This window comes from Janthinobacterium breve (assembly GCF_051380895.1).
Lineage (GTDB): Bacteria > Pseudomonadota > Gammaproteobacteria > Burkholderiales > Burkholderiaceae_D > Janthinobacterium.
This window is the reverse complement of the sequence record NZ_JBNYXY010000003.1, coordinates 481,964-499,494: the sequence shown is the minus strand read 5'-3', so window position 1 is coordinate 499,494 and position 17,531 is coordinate 481,964. Positions and strand designations below refer to the sequence as shown.

Annotated in this window: 17 protein-coding genes and 1 tRNA gene; 17 read left to right on the top strand and 1 reads right to left on the bottom strand. The window is 55.2% G+C overall.

Annotation, left to right across the window (positions count from 1 at the left end):
- From ybiB to ACQ4W0_RS07655, 7 genes are all read left to right on the top strand, one after another.
- Nucleotides 1-993: a DNA-binding protein YbiB gene (gene ybiB, locus ACQ4W0_RS07685; RefSeq protein WP_436576209.1), complete on the top strand. Its 993-nt coding sequence runs from the start codon at nucleotides 1-3 to the stop codon at nucleotides 991-993.
- A gap of 56 nt (nucleotides 994-1,049) precedes the next feature.
- Nucleotides 1,050-2,264, top strand: coding sequence for a BaiN/RdsA family NAD(P)/FAD-dependent oxidoreductase (locus tag ACQ4W0_RS07680; RefSeq protein WP_436576208.1), 1,215 nt, complete (start codon nucleotides 1,050-1,052; stop codon nucleotides 2,262-2,264).
- Between the two features lie 162 nt (nucleotides 2,265-2,426).
- Nucleotides 2,427-2,639 (top strand): 30S ribosomal protein S21, encoded by a 213-nt coding sequence (rpsU, locus tag ACQ4W0_RS07675; protein ID WP_008451879.1) that lies wholly within the window; start codon nucleotides 2,427-2,429, stop codon nucleotides 2,637-2,639.
- A 211-nt stretch (nucleotides 2,640-2,850) separates the two neighbouring features.
- A complete protein-coding gene (locus ACQ4W0_RS07670; RefSeq protein ID WP_436576207.1) occupies nucleotides 2,851-3,303 on the top strand; it encodes a GatB/YqeY domain-containing protein in 453 nt (150 codons plus the stop codon).
- Nucleotides 3,304-3,432: 129 nt separating this feature from the next.
- A complete protein-coding gene (dnaG, locus tag ACQ4W0_RS07665) occupies nucleotides 3,433-5,229 on the top strand; it encodes a DNA primase (protein ID WP_436576206.1) in 1,797 nt (598 codons plus the stop codon).
- Nucleotides 5,230-5,693: 464 nt separating this feature from the next.
- Complete coding sequence (gene rpoD / locus ACQ4W0_RS07660) at nucleotides 5,694-7,934, top strand: RNA polymerase sigma factor RpoD (protein WP_436576205.1); 2,241 nt, start codon at nucleotides 5,694-5,696, stop codon at nucleotides 7,932-7,934.
- A 111-nt stretch (nucleotides 7,935-8,045) separates the two neighbouring features.
- Nucleotides 8,046-8,124: transfer RNA gene (locus ACQ4W0_RS07655), tRNA-Ile, on the top strand.
- Nucleotides 8,125-8,592: 468 nt separating this feature from the next.
- On the opposite strand, the gene ACQ4W0_RS07650 is transcribed toward ACQ4W0_RS07655, so the two are convergent.
- Nucleotides 8,593-9,075, bottom strand: coding sequence for a DUF2726 domain-containing protein (locus tag ACQ4W0_RS07650; RefSeq protein WP_436576204.1), 483 nt, complete (start codon nucleotides 9,073-9,075; stop codon nucleotides 8,593-8,595).
- Nucleotides 9,076-9,162: 87 nt separating this feature from the next.
- On the opposite strand from ACQ4W0_RS07650, the gene ACQ4W0_RS07645 reads away from it, so the two are divergent.
- From ACQ4W0_RS07645 to ACQ4W0_RS07600, 10 genes are all read left to right on the top strand, one after another.
- A complete protein-coding gene (locus ACQ4W0_RS07645; RefSeq protein WP_436576203.1) occupies nucleotides 9,163-9,504 on the top strand; it encodes a hypothetical protein in 342 nt (113 codons plus the stop codon).
- 136 nt (nucleotides 9,505-9,640) lie between these two features.
- The gene (locus ACQ4W0_RS07640; RefSeq protein WP_436576202.1) at nucleotides 9,641-9,955 is read left to right on the top strand and encodes a hypothetical protein; all 315 of its coding nucleotides are present in this window, start codon (nucleotides 9,641-9,643) and stop codon (nucleotides 9,953-9,955) included.
- Between the two features lie 63 nt (nucleotides 9,956-10,018).
- On the top strand, nucleotides 10,019-10,234 hold the full coding sequence (locus tag ACQ4W0_RS07635; RefSeq protein WP_436576201.1) for a major coat protein: 216 nt from the start codon (nucleotides 10,019-10,021) through the stop codon (nucleotides 10,232-10,234).
- 54 nt (nucleotides 10,235-10,288) lie between these two features.
- A complete protein-coding gene (locus tag ACQ4W0_RS07630) occupies nucleotides 10,289-11,563 on the top strand; it encodes a hypothetical protein (RefSeq protein ID WP_436576200.1) in 1,275 nt (424 codons plus the stop codon).
- Nucleotides 11,564-11,909: 346 nt separating this feature from the next.
- Nucleotides 11,910-13,055 carry a zonular occludens toxin domain-containing protein gene (locus tag ACQ4W0_RS07625; RefSeq protein ID WP_436576199.1) on the top strand — a complete coding sequence of 382 codons (1,146 nt, stop codon included), beginning with the start codon at nucleotides 11,910-11,912 and terminating at the stop codon, nucleotides 13,053-13,055.
- Nucleotides 13,052-14,359: a type II secretion system protein GspD gene (locus tag ACQ4W0_RS07620; protein WP_436576198.1), complete on the top strand. Its 1,308-nt coding sequence runs from the start codon at nucleotides 13,052-13,054 to the stop codon at nucleotides 14,357-14,359. Before ACQ4W0_RS07625 ends, ACQ4W0_RS07620 begins: the two co-directional genes overlap by 4 nt.
- 237 nt (nucleotides 14,360-14,596) lie before the next feature.
- Nucleotides 14,597-14,866, top strand: a complete 270-nt coding sequence (locus tag ACQ4W0_RS07615) for a hypothetical protein (RefSeq protein WP_436576197.1) — start codon at nucleotides 14,597-14,599, stop codon at nucleotides 14,864-14,866.
- 219 nt (nucleotides 14,867-15,085) lie between these two features.
- The gene (locus ACQ4W0_RS07610; RefSeq protein ID WP_436576196.1) at nucleotides 15,086-15,988 is read left to right on the top strand and encodes a rolling circle replication-associated protein; all 903 of its coding nucleotides are present in this window, start codon (nucleotides 15,086-15,088) and stop codon (nucleotides 15,986-15,988) included.
- 38 nt (nucleotides 15,989-16,026) lie between these two features.
- Nucleotides 16,027-16,932, top strand: a complete 906-nt coding sequence (locus ACQ4W0_RS07605) for a tyrosine-type recombinase/integrase (RefSeq protein ID WP_436576195.1) — start codon at nucleotides 16,027-16,029, stop codon at nucleotides 16,930-16,932.
- A 318-nt stretch (nucleotides 16,933-17,250) separates the two neighbouring features.
- Complete coding sequence (locus ACQ4W0_RS07600) at nucleotides 17,251-17,445, top strand: hypothetical protein (RefSeq protein ID WP_436475505.1); 195 nt, start codon at nucleotides 17,251-17,253, stop codon at nucleotides 17,443-17,445.
- Nucleotides 17,446-17,531: the final 86 nt, after the last annotated feature.

Sequence of the window (17,531 nt, the reverse complement as noted above, 5' to 3'; positions counted from 1 at the left end):
ATGACGACTGTTTCCATCCCCCATACCGATGTGGCCGGTGAGCCATTTCCCGCTGCACGTTTCATCAAAGAAATAGGACGCGGCAAGAACGGCGCGCGCAGCATGACGCGTGACGACGCCCGCGCCCTGTACCGCGCCATGCTCGAGGGCCGCGTGTCGGACCTGGAACTGGGCGGCATTTTGTTATCCATGCGCATCAAGGGCGAGTCGGTCGACGAGATTGCCGGCTTCCTCGACGCGGCCGAAGCGTCGTTCGCTCCGCTGGCCGCGCCGGGTGGTGAATTCGCACCCATCATCATTCCCAGCTACAACGGCGCACGCAAGATGGCCAATCTGACGGCCTTGCTGGCGCTGCTGCTTGCGCGCGCGGGCGCGCCCGTGCTCGTGCATGGCGTGAGCAGCGACCCGGGCCGCATCACCACGGCCGAAGTGCTGGCCGCGCTGGGCGTGCCGGCCTCGCTGGACCATGCGCAAGCCGAGGCCGCCATGGCGCGCGGGGAAGCGGCCTTCCTGCCCATAGCGTCATTGGCGCCGCGTCTGGCACACATGCTGTCGCTGCGGCGCGTGTTGGGCGTGCGCAATTCCACGCATACCCTGGTGAAAATCATGCAGCCCTTCGCCGGGCCCGCCCTGCGCCTGGTGTCGTACACGCATCCCGAATACCTGGAAATGCTCGGTGAATATTTCCTGACAGCATCTCCGCCGGGACGCGGCGACGCATTCCTGATGCGCGGCACGGAAGGCGAGACGGTGGCCAACGCCAACAAGGCGCAGCAGATCGACTGGTTCCATGGCGCTGAGCGTACGGTGCTGGTGGAAAAGCAGGCGCTGGTGGATGAGTTGCCACATTTGCCGGCCGAGCGCGATGCGGCCACCACGGCCGAATGGATCGCTGCCGTGCTGCGCGGCGAGGTGCCCGTGCCGCCGTCGATTGCCGAGCAGGTGGGGCAATGCCTGATGGCATCGCGGCAGATTGCAGCACGGCTGCGCTAGCCGCGTCGCCGCAGTTTACAATGGCGTCTTTGTAATCAGCGGTGACCGGAATTCTTATGGCAAAACAATTTGATGTGGCAGTGATCGGCGCGGGCGCGGCCGGCATGATGTGTGCGGCTGTTGCTGCCCAGCAGGGCAAGCGCGTGGTATTGATCGATCACGCGGCCAAGCTGGCCGAAAAGATCCGCATCTCGGGTGGTGGACGGTGCAATTTCACCAATATTAACGCCACTCCACAAAATTTCCTCTCGGAAAACCCGCATTTTTGCAAGAGCGCACTGTCGCGCTACACGCCGCAGGATTTCCTTGCGCTGGTGAAGAAATACCGGATCGGCTACCACGAAAAGCACAAGGGCCAGCTGTTTTGCACTGAATCGGCCGAGCTGATCATCGACATGCTCAAGGACGAGTGCGCCGCTGGCGGCGTGCACTGGCGTATGCCATGCAAAATCGACAATGTTGTCCAGCAAGATGATGGCGGCTTCGTGCTGCAGACGGACAGCGGCGACATCGAGACGGCCAGCATCGTCATCGCCACGGGCGGCCTGTCGATCCCGAAGATAGGCGCCACGGATTTTGCCTACCGCATCGCCAAACAATTCGATTTGACGATGGTCGAACCGCGTCCGGCCCTGGTGCCGCTGACGTTCGATGCGGCCAGCTGGGCGCCGTTCGCGGAACTGTCCGGCATCGCCCTGGAAGTGGACGTGGAGACGGGCAGCCTGAAAGGCCGCAAGGCAACGGGCGCGCGTTTCCGCGAAGATTTGCTGTTTACCCACCGCGGCCTGTCGGGCCCGGCGATCCTGCAGATTTCCAGCTACTGGCTACCCGGCACGCCCATCGTCATCAATTTGTTGCCGGAAGTGGACGTGGCGCAAACCTTGATTGAAGGCAAGGGCACGTTGAAGAAGCAGCTGGGCAATATCGTCGCGCAATGGTTGCCGCAGCGCCTGGCCGACTGCTTGCTGGCCGTCAACGGCCTGGCGCCGGACGCGCGCATCGCCGACATGCCTGATGCGCAACTGCGCAAGCTGGGGCAGGCCATCAATGCCTGGTCCATCGTGCCGGACGACTCCGAAGGCTACCGCAAGGCGGAAGTGACGCGCGGCGGCATCGATACGCGCGAGCTGTCGCAGCAGACCATGATGGCCAGTAAAGTGCCGGGCCTGTATTTCATCGGCGAATCGGTCGACGTGACGGGCTGGCTGGGCGGCTACAACTTTCAGTGGGCCTGGGCTTCCGGCGTGGCGGCAGGTATTGCCTTGCAGTAAGCTACTCTGTAATATGGGGTCCCCGGTGCGTGGTTTACGCCACATTCCGGCAGTGATCGCAGGCTGCATGCCGCACGCAAGTGGGGAGGGACTTCCCTTTTCGAATAAAAGCTGCTACCATCTATCTCTTCCTATACACCACCTCAACGGTTTGAATTTTACATGACCACTATTCGCCTTAAAGAAAACGAGCCGTTCGAAGTCGCAATGCGTCGCTTCAAACGCACCATCGAAAAAACGGGTCTGCTGACCGAATTGCGCGCACGCGAATTCTACGAAAAGCCAACAGCTGAGCGCAAGCGCAAGCTGGCAGCTGCTGTAAAGCGTCATTACAAACGCATCCGCAGCCAACAACTGCCGAAAAAATTATTCTAAGACTGTTCAGTCAGAACCAACCCGGGTAGTTCGGCGCATTGTTCGCCACGGGTTTTGTTTTGATTCGCCTGGAGTGATACTTCAGATGAGTCGCATACCCGCTCCGGTTCGCCGCAGCGGGTTTTCGCTTTTGTGGCTGCCTGCTTAATCTGCACACATGAGCACCGAGCCACACGAGCATCGAGCCCCACTTACCAACACGAGGATTGCCATGAGCTTGAAAGAACAAATTACCGAAGACATGAAAAACGCCATGCGCGCCAAGGAAGCGGGCAAGCTGGGCACGATTCGCTTGTTGCTGGCGGAAATCAAGCGCAAGGAAGTCGACGAGCGCATCGAATTGACGGACGCCCACGTGACGGCCATCGTGGAAAAAATGATCAAGCAGCGCAAGGATTCGATCACCCAGTTCGAAGCGGGTGGCCGTGCCGACCTGGCCGACATTGAAAAAGCCGAGCTGGTGCACCTGGCGGACTACATGCCTGCCGGCCTGTCGGACGAAGAAGTGGCGGCCGAAGTGGCTGCCGCCGTGGCCGCCTCGGGCGCCGCCGGTCCGCAAGACATGGGCAAGGTCATGGCCATCGTCAAGCCGAAGCTGGCGGGCCGCGCGGACATGACCGTGGTGTCCGCCCTGGTCAAGAAAGCCTTGACGCCGGCAGCGTAAGCATACAATAGTAGTCATCGGCTGCCGGCCCATGCTGGCAGCCGCTCAATCGCCCACACGTTGACCTGGCTCAACCTCAGGCCACGTGCGGTAGTATAGTCTGACCTATAACAAGACCCGCCCTAGCCAGTGATACCTCAATCCTTCATTTCCGATTTGCTCAACCGTGTCGATATCGTCGATGTCGTGGGCCGCTATGTGCAACTGAAAAAAGGTGGCGCCAATTTCATGGGCTTGTGCCCGTTCCACAGTGAAAAATCGCCCAGCTTTACCGTCAGCCCCACAAAACAGTTCTATCACTGTTTCGGCTGTGGCGCGCATGGCACGTCGATCGGCTTCCTGATCGAGTACTCGGGCATGGGCTTTGTTGACGCCGTCAAGGACCTGGCGCAGAACGTGGGCATGGTGGTGCCGGAAGCGGATGACAAGATCCCGCCGGCCCAGCGCGCGCAGATCCAGGCGCAAAGCATGGCCCTGTCCGACGCCATGACGCAGGCCTGCGATTATTACCGGGGGCAATTGCGCCACGCGCCGGAAGCCATCGCTTACCTGAAGAACCGGGGCTTGACGGGCGAAGTGGCCGCTCGCTTCGGCATGGGTTTCGCGCCAGGTGGCTGGGATAATCTGCGCTCCGTCTTCCCCGATTACGACGTGGTGGCACTGGCCGAGGCCGGCCTCGTGATCGACAAGGTCGATGAAGAGGGCAATAACCGCAAGCGCTATGACCGTTTCCGCGAACGCATCATGTTTCCGATTCGCAATACCAAGGGCCAGGTCATCGCCTTTGGCGGCCGCGTGCTCGACCATGGTGAACCGAAATACCTGAACTCGCCGGAAACCCCCTTGTTTTCCAAGGGGTTCGAACTATATGGGCTGTTCGAGGCCCGCCAGGCCATCCGCGACGCCGGCTATGTGCTGGTGACGGAAGGCTACATGGATGTGGTGGCGCTGGCGCAAATGGGCTTCCCGCAAGCGGTAGCGACCCTGGGCACGGCGTGCACGCCCACCCACGTGCAAAAACTGCTGCGCCAGACCGATAACGTGATTTTCAGCTTCGACGGCGACAAGGCTGGCCGCCGCGCCGCCCGCCGCGCGCTGGAAGCGAGCCTGGCCCACGTGTCGGACAATAAAACCATCAAATTCCTGTTCTTGCCATCGGAACATGATCCGGACAGTTATATCCGCGAATTTGGCACCGAAGGTTTTGAGCAGCAAGTGCATGAAGCCATGCCGCTGTCGCAATTTTTGCTGAAAGAAGTGTCGGGCGAGCATGATTTGTCGGAGCCGGAAGGGCGTGCCCGCGTGCAGTTCGACGCCAAGCCCCTGCTGCAGCTGATGGCGCCGTCGTCGTTGCGCCTGCAAATCGTGCGCGGCCTGGCGCAGCTGACGCAGTCCACGCCAGCCGAGATCGAAGCCCTGTTCGAGCTGGCCAAGCCCGTTGCCGTGGCGCGTCGCGCGCCGCCGAAATCGGGCCGCCCCGTGCCCGTGGGCCTGGAATTGAAGATCATGCGCATGCTGGTGGCGCATCCGCCTCTGACCATGCGTATCGATGAGGCCGCCCTGACCGCCTTCCAGCACCTGGGACCGGATGCGGCCCACAGTCTGGGGCAGCTGGTGGCCGTGGGCCAGGCGCTGGGCGAGCATGGCAGTTTTGCTGCGCTGGCGCAGCAATTGAAGGAGCTGGGCAGCGAATACGACGAGATCATCGGCGAGATCGCGGCCGGCACGGAATCCGATTACGACAGCGAATTGTCATGGCTGGTCAGCACCATCCGCGAGATCAAATTGAATGCCTTGAAGGCGGAATTGCAGCAATTGTTTGCGTCGGGTTTGCCATCCGAGAAAATTGGTGTACGCTACCGCGAAATCACGCAGGAGCAAGGCGAGTTGGAGCGCGAACGCGATGCCGAGTTGGTGAATCGCTAATCTTGTTCTGGGGGTATGGCGCGCACTGGAAAAACATTTTTCGCGTGCTATAATTAAATGCTAAGTATTGTGTGCTTTGGCAAGCTAGTTCTGTTTCGTAAATAGTATTTGTTTTCAGTAAGTTAGGCTCTTGATCGGCGCGGTGGATCGTGTCGGCAGCCAGGGCCAACTGGCGTTTTCGGCGTCGCGGGCAAGGTTCGCAGACGCTGGCAAGCCGCGCCAGGCTCTCGCTCCCAACGCGGTCGATGCAGGAATTTCTGCCGAGGCGGCTGGCAACAGCTGGTGGACAGGAATTGCTGCGCTTCCCGCGGATCGTGGCCGATGAGGTGTAAGTAACGTAACAGTGTCGAATTTGCGTTGTCGGCAGGTTCGAAGATGGTGGTTCCCGCAGGTAGACAGGGAACTGGCAGCAAACTTTATCCTAATCCACCGTAAAGCAAGTCGTTGTGTAATCGAAAGCGCCTGTGCCAATCAAGAAACCCGAATCCAAAGCGGCTGCAAAGCCCACTAAAGTTACCACGAAAGCCGAAAAGGCGCTCGACCGGCCAGAAGCGCGCATTACCAGCGCGCCCGTGGTCAGCCAGACCACCGACGCTGCCACCCTGGCAGCCATCGATACGTCCGGCTATGTCTTGCCGTCGGTAAAAGTGCCGGGCCGCCGCGGCCGCAAGCCAAAAGAATTCCAGCCAGAAAATGATGAAGTCGCCGCCCTGAACGCCGTCGAGCGGGCCGAACTGAAGGCCGTCGACAAGGCCAAGGCCAAGGATCGCAAGGCGAAGGAGCGCGCGCTGTTGAAGGACGCGTTCTCGTCCGACACGGAAGCGAGCGAGGAAGAACTCGAGCGCCGGCGCCAGAAACTCAAGACCCTGATCAAGTTCGGCAAGGAACGTGGTTTCCTGACCTACGCGGAAATCAACGATCACTTGCCTGAAAACATCGTCGATCCGGAAGCCATCGAAGGCATCATCGGTACCTTCAATGACATGGGTATCGCCGTCTACGAACACGCGCCCGATGCGGAAACGTTGTTGCTGTCCGATAACGTTGCCGTTGTCACCAGCGATGACGAGGCGGAAGCGGCGGCCGAGGCCGCATTGTCGACCGTCGATTCCGATTTCGGCCGCACCACCGACCCCGTGCGCATGTATATGCGCGAGATGGGCTCGGTCGAGCTGCTGACGCGCGAAGGCGAGATCGAGATTGCCAAGCGCATCGAAGATGGCTTGAAAGACATGATCCAGGCCATTTCCGCCTGTCCAGTGACGATCGCCGAGATCATCGCCGCCGCCGACCGCATCGCCAACGAAGAGATCAAGATCGACGAAATCGTCGACGGTCTCGTCGATGAAAGCGAACCGGTCGCCGCCGCTCCTGTCGTGGCCGCTCCCGTCGAAGAAGACGAGGAAGAAGGCGAAGCGGAAGAAGAGGAAGTGGAAGAAGAGGAAGAGGCGAACGCTTCCGGCGCGGCCGGCTTCTCGGCCGAGCAGCTGGAAACCCTGAAGCGCACGGCGCTGGAAAAATTCGCCGTCATTTCGCAGCAGTTCGACAAGATGCGCCGCGCTTTCGAAAAAGAAGGCTACAACTCCAAGCCTTACGCCAAGGCGCAGGAAGCCATTTCGCAAGAATTGCTGGGCATCCGCTTCACGGCCAAGGTGGTGGAAAAGCTGTGCGACACCCTGCGCGGCCAGGTCGATGAAGTGCGCCATATCGAGAAGCAGATTCTCGACGTGGCCGTGAACCGCTGCGGCATGCCGCGCGCCCACTTCATCAAGGTCTTCCCCGGCAATGAAACCAACCTCGACTGGGTCGATGGCGAAGTCAACGCAGGACACGCGTACAGCGCCATCCTGGGTCGCAACATTCCGACCGTCAAGGAACTGCAGCAACGCCTGATCGACCTGCAGGCGCGTGTCGTACTGCCGCTGCCGGACTTGCGCAACATCAACCGCCAGATGGCGGCCGGTGAAATGAAGGCGCGCAAGGCCAAGCGCGAAATGACGGAGGCCAATTTGCGTTTGGTCATTTCGATCGCCAAGAAGTACACGAACCGTGGCCTGCAATTCCTCGACCTGATCCAGGAAGGCAATATCGGCCTGATGAAGGCCGTCGACAAGTTCGAGTACCGCCGCGGCTACAAGTTCTCGACCTATGCCACCTGGTGGATTCGCCAGGCCATCACGCGTTCGATCGCCGACCAAGCGCGCACGATCCGCATTCCCGTGCACATGATCGAGACGATCAACAAGATGAACCGGATTTCTCGCCAGATCCTGCAGGAAACGGGCGCGGAACCCGATCCGGCCACCCTGGCGATCAAGATGGAAATGCCCGAGGACAAGATCCGCAAGATCATGAAAATCGCCAAGGAACCGATCTCGATGGAAACGCCGATCGGCGACGACGACGATTCCCACCTGGGCGACTTCATCGAGGACAACAACACCTTGGCGCCCGCCGACGCAGCCCTGCACGCGTCCATGCGCGGCGTGGTTAAGGACGTGCTCGATTCCCTGACGCCACGCGAAGCGAAAGTGCTGCGCATGCGTTTCGGCATCGAGATGTCCACCGACCACACGCTGGAAGAGGTGGGCAAGCAATTTGACGTGACGCGCGAGCGCATCCGCCAGATCGAAGCCAAGGCGCTGCGCAAGCTGCGCCACCCATCGCGCTCCGACAAGCTGAAAAGCTTCTTGGAAGGCAACTAGAAGCCAATAGGGCTTGACGTGCGCCCCTGATACCCCTATCCTCGCGTGTCCGTTTCCAAAACGGCCGCGCGAGGCGGGCATCAACAGCGCCGCCACGCCGCAGTCCCTCTTGGGCCTCTAGCTCATGCTTGGTTAGAGCAGCGGACTCATAATCCGTTGGTGCCGTGTTCGACTCACGGGAGGCCCACCATTATCTTGCAACTGCAATTTGAAATTTTTCGATTTGTGGTTGCGTTCTTCTTCTGCCAGTGCCTCAAAGGCCACGGCAGGGTCTACGCCAGCTTCTTTTACGATCTTCAGGGCCGTATTGAAGTCTGGCATACGCTCCCCCTTCACATACTTCACCAGCGTTGAGTTTGGCAGTCCCCACAGCTTGGACATTGCCAGCGTTGGGCGCCCCTTCATTGCATTTTCTATCAATTCCGCGTAGTTCATAGTTATTTCCTGTTTGCAATTTACACGTTTGGACAATAATATGTATTTGTCCGAACGCGCAAATGCTTGTCCGTTTGGGTAAGTAAACGATAGCACATCTAGGTTGAATGTAAACCGCTCAGTCTCCGGCCCACGGGCCGCCTGTTTGCCCACTGGTACGCCTTGGGAGTTTTTTTTCGGTTGCCGATCTGTGCAAAGCGAAAAGTGTTTGACGTTAGTCGTATCAAAAAGTGTGCATGTTCATTAGTAGGGATTCGATATCGGTTCTTACTTTTTCTGCTGTTGGAATGTTCGGGTAGCGAATCGTATGGTATCCGGCTTGTTTGAGCATGGCGTCTCGCTCATGGTCGTTCTGTTCGCGGCCTATGTGGCTGCGGTCGTCAAGCTCAATCACTGCGATGACGTTCATGTGGTTGCTGCATAAAACAAAGTCGATCACCTTGCGATTGAATCGATTTCGGGATTGCCAGCCATCTGCTGTGATGAGAGCGGAAAACGCTACTTGTGTTAGCACGATGCATTCAGGCAATGCAGTTGTTAAGAGCGCGAACATTTGTTGCTCACGGCTTGTAAGTATTGGCCTTCGTTTTATCTGTAGTGACTCCGATGATTTGGCTACAACAAGCCTAAAGATCCCCGGATTAAAAAGCTTCGGAAATATTAGTGCAATTAGTGCCACGGAAAGTAACAAAAAAAGTGTGTTCATAAAATTGCCATTAGTTCTAGATGGCAATAAACATATCACAGTCGTACTTAATCGCTCTAGCGGGCGACTCACTCTAAGGAAAAGATCATGAAAAATACCATTCAAATTCTGCATGTCACCCAAGTGGCTGGCCGTTCGAAAAAAACCGGCAATGACTACGATATGCGCATGGCGCAATGCATCGTCCACAAGCCAAACCGCGATACCGGCGTCATCGAGCCGTTAATCGGTGAGCTGGTCTTGCCGGAGCGCTTCAAAGACACCCTGCCGGGCACGTATGAGGTTGAATTTGAAGTATCGATCTCGCAAGACAAGCGTGTCGGCGCGCAAGTCTTCTCTATCACTCCAATTTCCGCTGCTTCCCAAGCAAAAGCCGCTGTAGCGGCTCCTGCCGTCAAGGCGAACCCAGGTCAACAAACCGCCTCGTAATTTCCCATGCCTTCCTGCGTCGATTCCACACAAATGACGGGGCCAAATGCTCCGTCTGGTGCCGTGCTGTACACGGTGTCTAGCGCTCCGACTGAGTTGTCTGCATGTGCCTATGTGGTCGAGTCAGGTGCTGAGTATGTGGCTGCTGTGGCGGCGCAGGAAAAGGCTGTTGATATATTTTTTGTGGCGGCGGTGGTGGTGCTGTTCGCGTTGGGCTGGATCGCAGGGGCGCAACGATGATTTTGCTGAAAAGTTTCTGGCCCATCTTGTTTTTGGCTGGCCTGTTCTTCTGCGCTGTGCATCTGGCGAAGTACATTATTTCCCGGTTTTTGGAGCACAAATAATGACTATCGCCGCCGCTGTTGGTTACGCCTTGAGTGCGTTTGGCATCGGGTATGCAGCCGGTGCGATACAGCGAGTTATCCGCCGCTCGATTGAAATTTTGGATTAGTAGTCTTTTGGCGCAGGGTCGTCGTCAATCGTATGTAGACCGTTATTTTTAGAGGATGTGCAAATGAACAAAAATATTCAGCGTGGTTTGGCTCTGGTGGGTGCGGTTGCTGTTTCGGGCGTTGCTGCGGCGGCTGATGATCCGGGTGTTGCGGCTATCACGGCGTTGTCCAGTCAGGCTACTACCTACATCACTGCGGCCTTCGCCGTTGCCGTCCTGGTCGCCGGTGGCTTCTGGGGTATCAAGATGATGAAAAAGGCCTTCTCCAAAGCTGGCTAAAATTCATCAGCATTATCAGGGCGGCTCCGGTCGCCTTTTTTTTCGGGTGTAAATATGAAAAACGTTATTTTTTGGTTGCTGTTTTTCGTTGTTAATAGTTCGTCTGCCGGTATTGTTTATCGAGGAAACGGTGGTGGTAATTGGAAGAGTTTAGAAGAGGCGTGGTCGCAATATGGTGCTCCTAATGGTATGCCTAATACAGGGGGAAGCTGTCAGCCAATTGGGACTACAGGAAATTATTGGAGTTGTACTTTTAAAGCTTATAACGGTGGCATCACTACTGTCACTTTTGAAAAATCAGGAAAATGTAACTTAGGCGATAGTCTCGGCACTTATGAATATCCTAGCGGATATGGCCGTCCTAGTAAGTCTGGTACTAGTATTGATTTTGTTCAAAAAATTTCTCCTGATGGTAGTCAGTTCCAGCAGATATTTTGTATTAATTCCTGCAAGGCTGTAGTTGCTAGGGAATCTGATATTCTCAGGCTATATACAAAGACTACGTCAACGCCAGGGATCTTTCTCTATGTTTGGGATGTAAAGTTAACGGAGAGTGCGCAAACTTGTAGTGTGGAGAAACTTCCTAACACTGACGTTCCGCCATATAAAGGCGGGGATATTACTGATCCGACTAACCCTACTGATCCGACTAAGCCTACTGATCCGAGTAACCCTACTGATCCGACTAAGCCTACTGATCCGACTAAGCCTACTGATCCCACTAAGCCTACTGATCCGACTAATCCTACTGACCCTTCTAATCCTGGCGGCACCCCTGGTGGTACACCCGGTGGCACTCCTGGCGGTACTCCTGGTGGTACCCCTGGCGGTACACCCGGTGGTACTCCTGGCGGTACACCTGGCGGTACACCTGGCGGTACACCTGGTGGTACTCCTGGCGGTACACCTGGTGGTACTCCTGGCGGTACACCTGGTGGTACTCCTGGTTCTGGTACGCCAGGTGACAGTAAGGGCAATGGGTGTGGGCTTCCTGGTCAGCCTGCATGCCGAATTGATGAAACTGGAATGCCTAAAATTGATGACGATATGGGCGAGACAGGGTATCGCGCTGTCGAGTCTTCCAATAAAGATAACATTGAAGGAATTAAAGATATAACCAAGGAAAAGCTTGGCTTGGGTGACTGGTTCCCTGTAATTCCGACTGCGGTGTGCAGTAATCCATCTGTGCCTAATCCCATTACCGGTGCTAGTGTAAAAGTTGATATATGTGAATATGTAAATATATTCGCAAAGTTTATAAGCGGTGTAATTTGTTTCTTTGCGCTTATTGGTTCCGTTCAACAGGTTCAATCTGCAATGAAAGCTTAATATGCCTCTGCTCGGTACTTTGCTTATTAATTTATGCGTATTTCTGATTAATTTATTTTCAAGATTCATGATATTGGAAAAGGCTTTTCGGCTTTCTGCAATGATTCTGATGCTGTCTCTTGCTGGTGTCATGATTGCTCTGATGACTTCGTGCGCGAAGGGTGTTTGTTCCCAGGGTATTGCGGGTATGTCTTCGTCGCATCCGAGTTTTGCCGTTGGTCTTGGTATTGCTTTTAATTCCACTACTATTACAGCCGCTACTTGCTACGTTACTGTTTGGCTTGGTTGCCAACTATATGTAATGCAGAAAAAAGGCTTGAATCTCATTATTAAATAGGCGGGTGATATGGCTGTTTATGCGATTACTGGCAAATTAGGCAGTGGCAAGGGCAAGGCTGCTATCGATCAAATTCGGCGTTACTTGCGTGATGGCAAGCGTGTTGCCACAAACTGCGATGTGTTCCTGGAGCACTTGATGCCAGCTCGTGATCGGGGCATCGTTATACGGGTGCCTGACAAACCGTCTGCCGTTGACTTGTACATGATCGGTAGTGGCAATCGCTTTATCGATTTTGAGCCAATTTTGCAGTATGGCCGCTCGGGGATTACGGCGACTGCGCCGTCTCCTAAGTTGTTGCCAGGGTTTGATGAATCGCACAATGGCGCGCTTCTGCTCGATGAATGCGGTTCTTGGCTGAACACCCGAAATTTTCAAGACAAGGGCCGTGCTGAAATGCTTGAATGGGCCATCCATGCGCGTAAGTACGGATGGGATGTTTTTTTCATCATGCAAAACATCAGTCAGGTTGATAAACAGTTGCGTGATTCTTTGCTGGAGTATGTCGTCAGGCTGAACCGTCTGGATCGTATGCGGGTGCCTGTTTTAAGCCCCGCTATTGCCCTGATGACTGCCGGGGCGTCGAACGGTAGCATGCCGCGCTTGCACATTGGTGTGGTGCGATTGGGGGCGTCCCCGGATGCTTTGGTTGCGGATCGTTGGTATTTTCGTGGCGATGATCTGAACAAGGCATACAACACGACTCAAGTTTTCTCTGATACCTATCCGCATGGCACTCATTCCTTGCTCTCGGCTTGGCATTTGTCCGCTGTTGCTGGTGTTCCTGCCGATTTCATCGGCCCATTGCAGGCTACGCCTGCCGCTTTGCCTATGTTGAGCTATCGCGCTCTGCCTCCAAAGCCACCTCACAAACATATGACTAAATTTCTCTTTGCCGCGTTGTGCCTTGGCGCCGCCCTGGGCGTGTTCGGCTATCACTTTGGCAAGCCAGTCTTGGCGCCGACGATTGCCCAAAAACAGCCCGAAATAGTGCCATCAAAAAATCTCACTGGTATCGGTTATATCGCGCGGGGAAGTGTCTACGTTGTCACCTTGTCGGACGGCCGCAGTGTGACCGCTATGCGTTTTCGCTTCATCGAAGGCGGCTGGCTTGCGCTGGTCGATGCGGATACCTGGGTGAAGGGTGTGTCATGAAAAAACTGTTTATTCTGTTTATCTTGTTGCCGTGCGTTGCGTTTGGCGCAGGTCAGCCGGTCTCGATACAGCTTTCTTCTGTGTCGCTTGTCGCTTTCGCGCAGGCCACTTTCAAGAATATGCTTGCTCGTGATTATGTAATTTCACCAGATGCCCTGGCCCTGGATCGCAAGCTTACGGTGTCTGTGAGTTCCCTCGATGCTGATCGGTTGCCGACGTTTGTTGAGGGTATTTTGCGCGACCAGGGCATATCTTCCGAATTGCGCGATGGCGTCTACTATCTGCGTGCTGCACAGTCTTCGGCTGCTGCTCCATCTGCTATCCGTCTAGCGGATGTTGATGTGCCGGGGAGCGGTTCCTCTTCGGCGTTTTTTGATAGGTCGAAATCGCGTGCTGTGCGTGTTGATGTCGAAGATGATTCTTTAGATCGTGCGCCCGTTGCTGCTGGCCGGCGGCGTGATGATGACTCCGAGGTCTATGCGCCGGCTAGCCGATCGGCTGATTTCTTGGTGCAGGTCGTGGCGGCTGCGTTTGGTCCTCGTAGCGCGGTTGCCGCTGGCAATCAAATTGTGCTGACAGGCAGCGCGTCAGAGTTAAACAAAATGCGCATCTTGCTCGGTGCGCTCGATCAGCTGCCGCGTATGGTCGACGTGTCCGCGTCATGGGTCGAGGTCACGGATAACGCCAGCTCGGGCCGCGGCATTTCCATCATGGCCAGTGTGCTCGGTGCGAAGTTTGGTGCGTCCCTTGGGAGCGTCAATTCGGCGTCTGCGATCAGTTTGCGCGGGACAAATTTCCAGTTGGTGATCGATGCGCTCAATACTGATGGCCGTTTCAAGCAAGTATCGAACAGCCGCATTGTGGGTGACGACTATCAAAAGATGGTGCTGACGGTTGGCGATGAAACGCCGACGATTTCCAGCACGGGCAAAGACAATTCCGGCAATAGTGTTCAAAACATCGTCTATCGGCCTTCGGGTGTCATTGTTGATGTGCTGCCAAAGGTGCTCGGTAACGGCAAAATCAATCTCGTCATCGATGGGCAAATCTCCAGTTTTAAGCCAACGGCCAGCGGCGTGACTGGTTCTCCTACGCTGATTAAGCGCCAGGTCAAAACAGCGGTGACGGTCAACGACGGCGAGGTGCTGTTGATTGGCGGCTTGAACGATGCGCAAACCGTGGATAGCTCCTCTGGCTTCTCTTTCCTGCCTTCCTCGTGGGCCGCTCGATCAGGAACCAAGCTGCATACCGATCTGGTGCTGATCTTGAGCGCTCAAGTTCCGCGCACATCAGAAAAACGGTGACTTGTCACATTAATTCCGAGGTGAAGGCACAAGCGGCCCGGAGGGCAAAATCTTTGAGGGCATATCGAAGTCGGCGTTTGATTTTGAAGTAATAGCGTTAGATGGCCCGTGCGCATCGGAGCGAGCAGCGACACGTTTTCAAAGTTTTAGCGGGTAGTCCGCCGTCACGCTTAGTACCGCGTCGCCGTACGTCAGCCAGTACGGCCCACTCTGAAAAACCGTTTTGAAAGTATGCATATGAAACAGCTTGAGGATGATAAGACGATTGATCTACTCGGCCCGATTAAACGCGGCAGGGGGCGTCCGGCTACTGGCGCCGCAAAGACCAGTGCACAGCGGCAGAAAGAGCGTAGGGGGCGTTTGCGTGACGATGGCAAGGCATTTCTGACGGTGCATGTGGATGCGAAGGTGCTGGAAGGATTGAAGGCATATGTCCGCTTCAAGGACGTGACGCCGGATCAGGTGATCGAGAAATTATTGCGTCAGCAATTGCTGCGCAAGCGGTAGCGGAAAGCTTCGTGCCGCTACCTGTGCGCAGCGCGGGTGGCGGCGCGAAGCGCCGCTAAACTTGTATTAGGGACACTTAAGAACACAGCAGTAGAAATCGCAGTTACGGGCAAGTGAAGTACAGGATTTCAGAACAGTTTTTTGATGGACAAAAAAAAGCCCCAGGCATCTACTAAATGTCCGGGGCCTTCGATAAACCTGCCGTTACAGGACTACCGAATGACCGAATTAGATTATGAAAACGCTTTAGCGTCAATTGATTTCTCGCCTGTAGAGCCATCTGCGCAACATCGCCCGGAGTGGTGGGACGATGATGGGATCAAGAACACATGGAACGACAACTATACGGCCCGTAAGCGGGTTTTTCCGGATGGACAGTGCGAAGTGACCGTAACCAAGGAACGGCACTTTGTAGGCCCGGCTAGGCTGCTTAAAACGAAGGCTAAGCGCGGGGAGTCCGAAAACCGCGAGGCAAACGATGATGATGCTGGCCGCCGTGCGAAGAAGAATGTCAAACATTGCTGCAAACAGATCGGCGCTGATCGCATGGTTACGCTGACGTATCGAGAAAATATGGTGGATCGTGAGACAGCACTCAAGCACTGGAAAGCATTTTGCCGCAAGCTCGGCAAGCACAAACAATTTCACTATGTTGCCGTCATCGAGGAACAAGAGCGCGGCGCGCTGCACTTCCATGTGGCGGTGGCCGGCCGGCAAATGTACGCGCTCCTGCGTTCGATCTGGCAAAGCGTCTTGGGCCGGGGGCCGGACGGTGAACAGATGGGGCAAGTCAACGTCCGCGATCCGCATCGCTTTGGCTTTGGCGTCACTGGCGCGCACAAGATCGCCAGCTACATTGCAAAGTATTGCGGCAAGGAAATGCAGTGCAGGGCGCTCGATCAGAAACGCTATTTTCGCTCTAAGGGCATTGTGGTGCCCGAAGTCCACTCATGGCGCCTGTTGGGCTGCACGTCGATGCTTAGCGCCGCACAGGCTGCTTTCCGTGCGATTGAAGGGCATTGTATGGATGGGTTGCAGACGTGGTGTAACAACGGACTGGGCGTTGTCTACCTTGCGACGGCTCCCGGCTTGCCTGAGACGACGGATGACTGTCCATTCTGATATAGTTGGTTTATGGCAACATTGTTGTGAGGCGTAAGATGGTAGTTGCTGGATTGGTGTTGGAATCGCTGTCTGGTAAGACATGGTGTGAGGCAGTTGATCGCTGGTTAACTGAGAAGGCTGATAAGGCTTCTTTACATTCTGATAGGTGTATTTTTCGCTGGCTTGAACCGCTATTGTCTGGTTATGAACTAAACGATATAAATCGTTCTGTTGTGGATGCGATCACGAAGAAAAAGCGTGCTACAGGTGTTACGAATGGTACTGTCAACAGGACGTTAGCGTTGTTACGCTCAGTTTTGATCCGAGCTTGTGTTGATTGGGAATGGGTTGATGCTATTCCGAAGGTTAGATTGCTGAAGGAGCCTGATCGTCGGGTGCGTTACCTGACACATGGGGAGGCGTCTGCGCTATTGTTTGAGTTGCCTGAGCATTTGGCTCATATGGTGACCTTCAGTCTTGCTACGGGCCTACGCAAGGGGAATGTGATTGGCCTGTGCTGGTCGCAGATTGACCTTGATAGGCGTGTTGCGTGGATACATCCCGATCAGAGTAAGACCCGCAAGGCCATTGTTGTGCCCCTTAATGATGACGCTATGCGCGTGCTTACGTTGCAGCGTGGTCGTCATGTGACACGAGTTTTTGCGTACAACGGTGAGCCAGTAGTTGCTGCTACTATAGCAGCTTGGTATAAGGCTCTTAAGCGTTGTGGTATTGACGATTTTCGCTGGCATGACTTGCGGCACACGTGGGCGAGTTGGCATGTGCAGCGAGGTACGCCATTGCACGTGTTGCAGGAGTTGGGCGGCTGGCAGTCGGCGCAGATGGTAAGGCGTTACGCTCACTTTTCGGCAGGTCATTTGGCTGTTCATGCTGCCAATTTACCTATGCTGATGGTTTCAAGCTATAGCTTGGGCGTTGCACAGTCGCCTGTTGAGGCATGACCTGCTGAATGATGTGTTCCCGGATCATCTTCTGAAGAGCGATCGCATCATCCTCAGAAGAGTCGCCGCATCATCCTCAGAAGAATCACCGCATCATCCTCAGAAGAATCACCGCATCATCCTCAGAAGAATCGCCGCATCATCCTCAGAAGAGTCGCCGCATCATCCTCAGAAGAATCGCCGCATCATCCTCAGAAGAGTCACCGCATCATCCTCAGAAGAATCGCCGCATCATCGGAAGTGTATAGAGATACGGACTATATGTTAGAATTAATCATATTCGATTAAGTAGATGGTCCCATACGGTGAGGCCCTATAATGAAAAATTCAAAAAAACATGCAGTGAATTCATCTTTTCCACTGAAAAGTGGGGGCGGCGCTCATGCGCAAGATGGTATCGTTGTTGATCATTCTGACAAGGCTTTAGAGCTGTTTACTGGTATTCACAACAGTAAGCAATTTACTTTTGAGACTGCTCATAGGTTGTTCGCAGGAGTCAAGCGCTCGCGTTGATAGGCTATTGCCTGTAGGTAATTCACAGAAAAGCCACCAAGCCGTTGTAGAATAGCATCTTGCTATCTCAGCGGCTTTTTCTATGG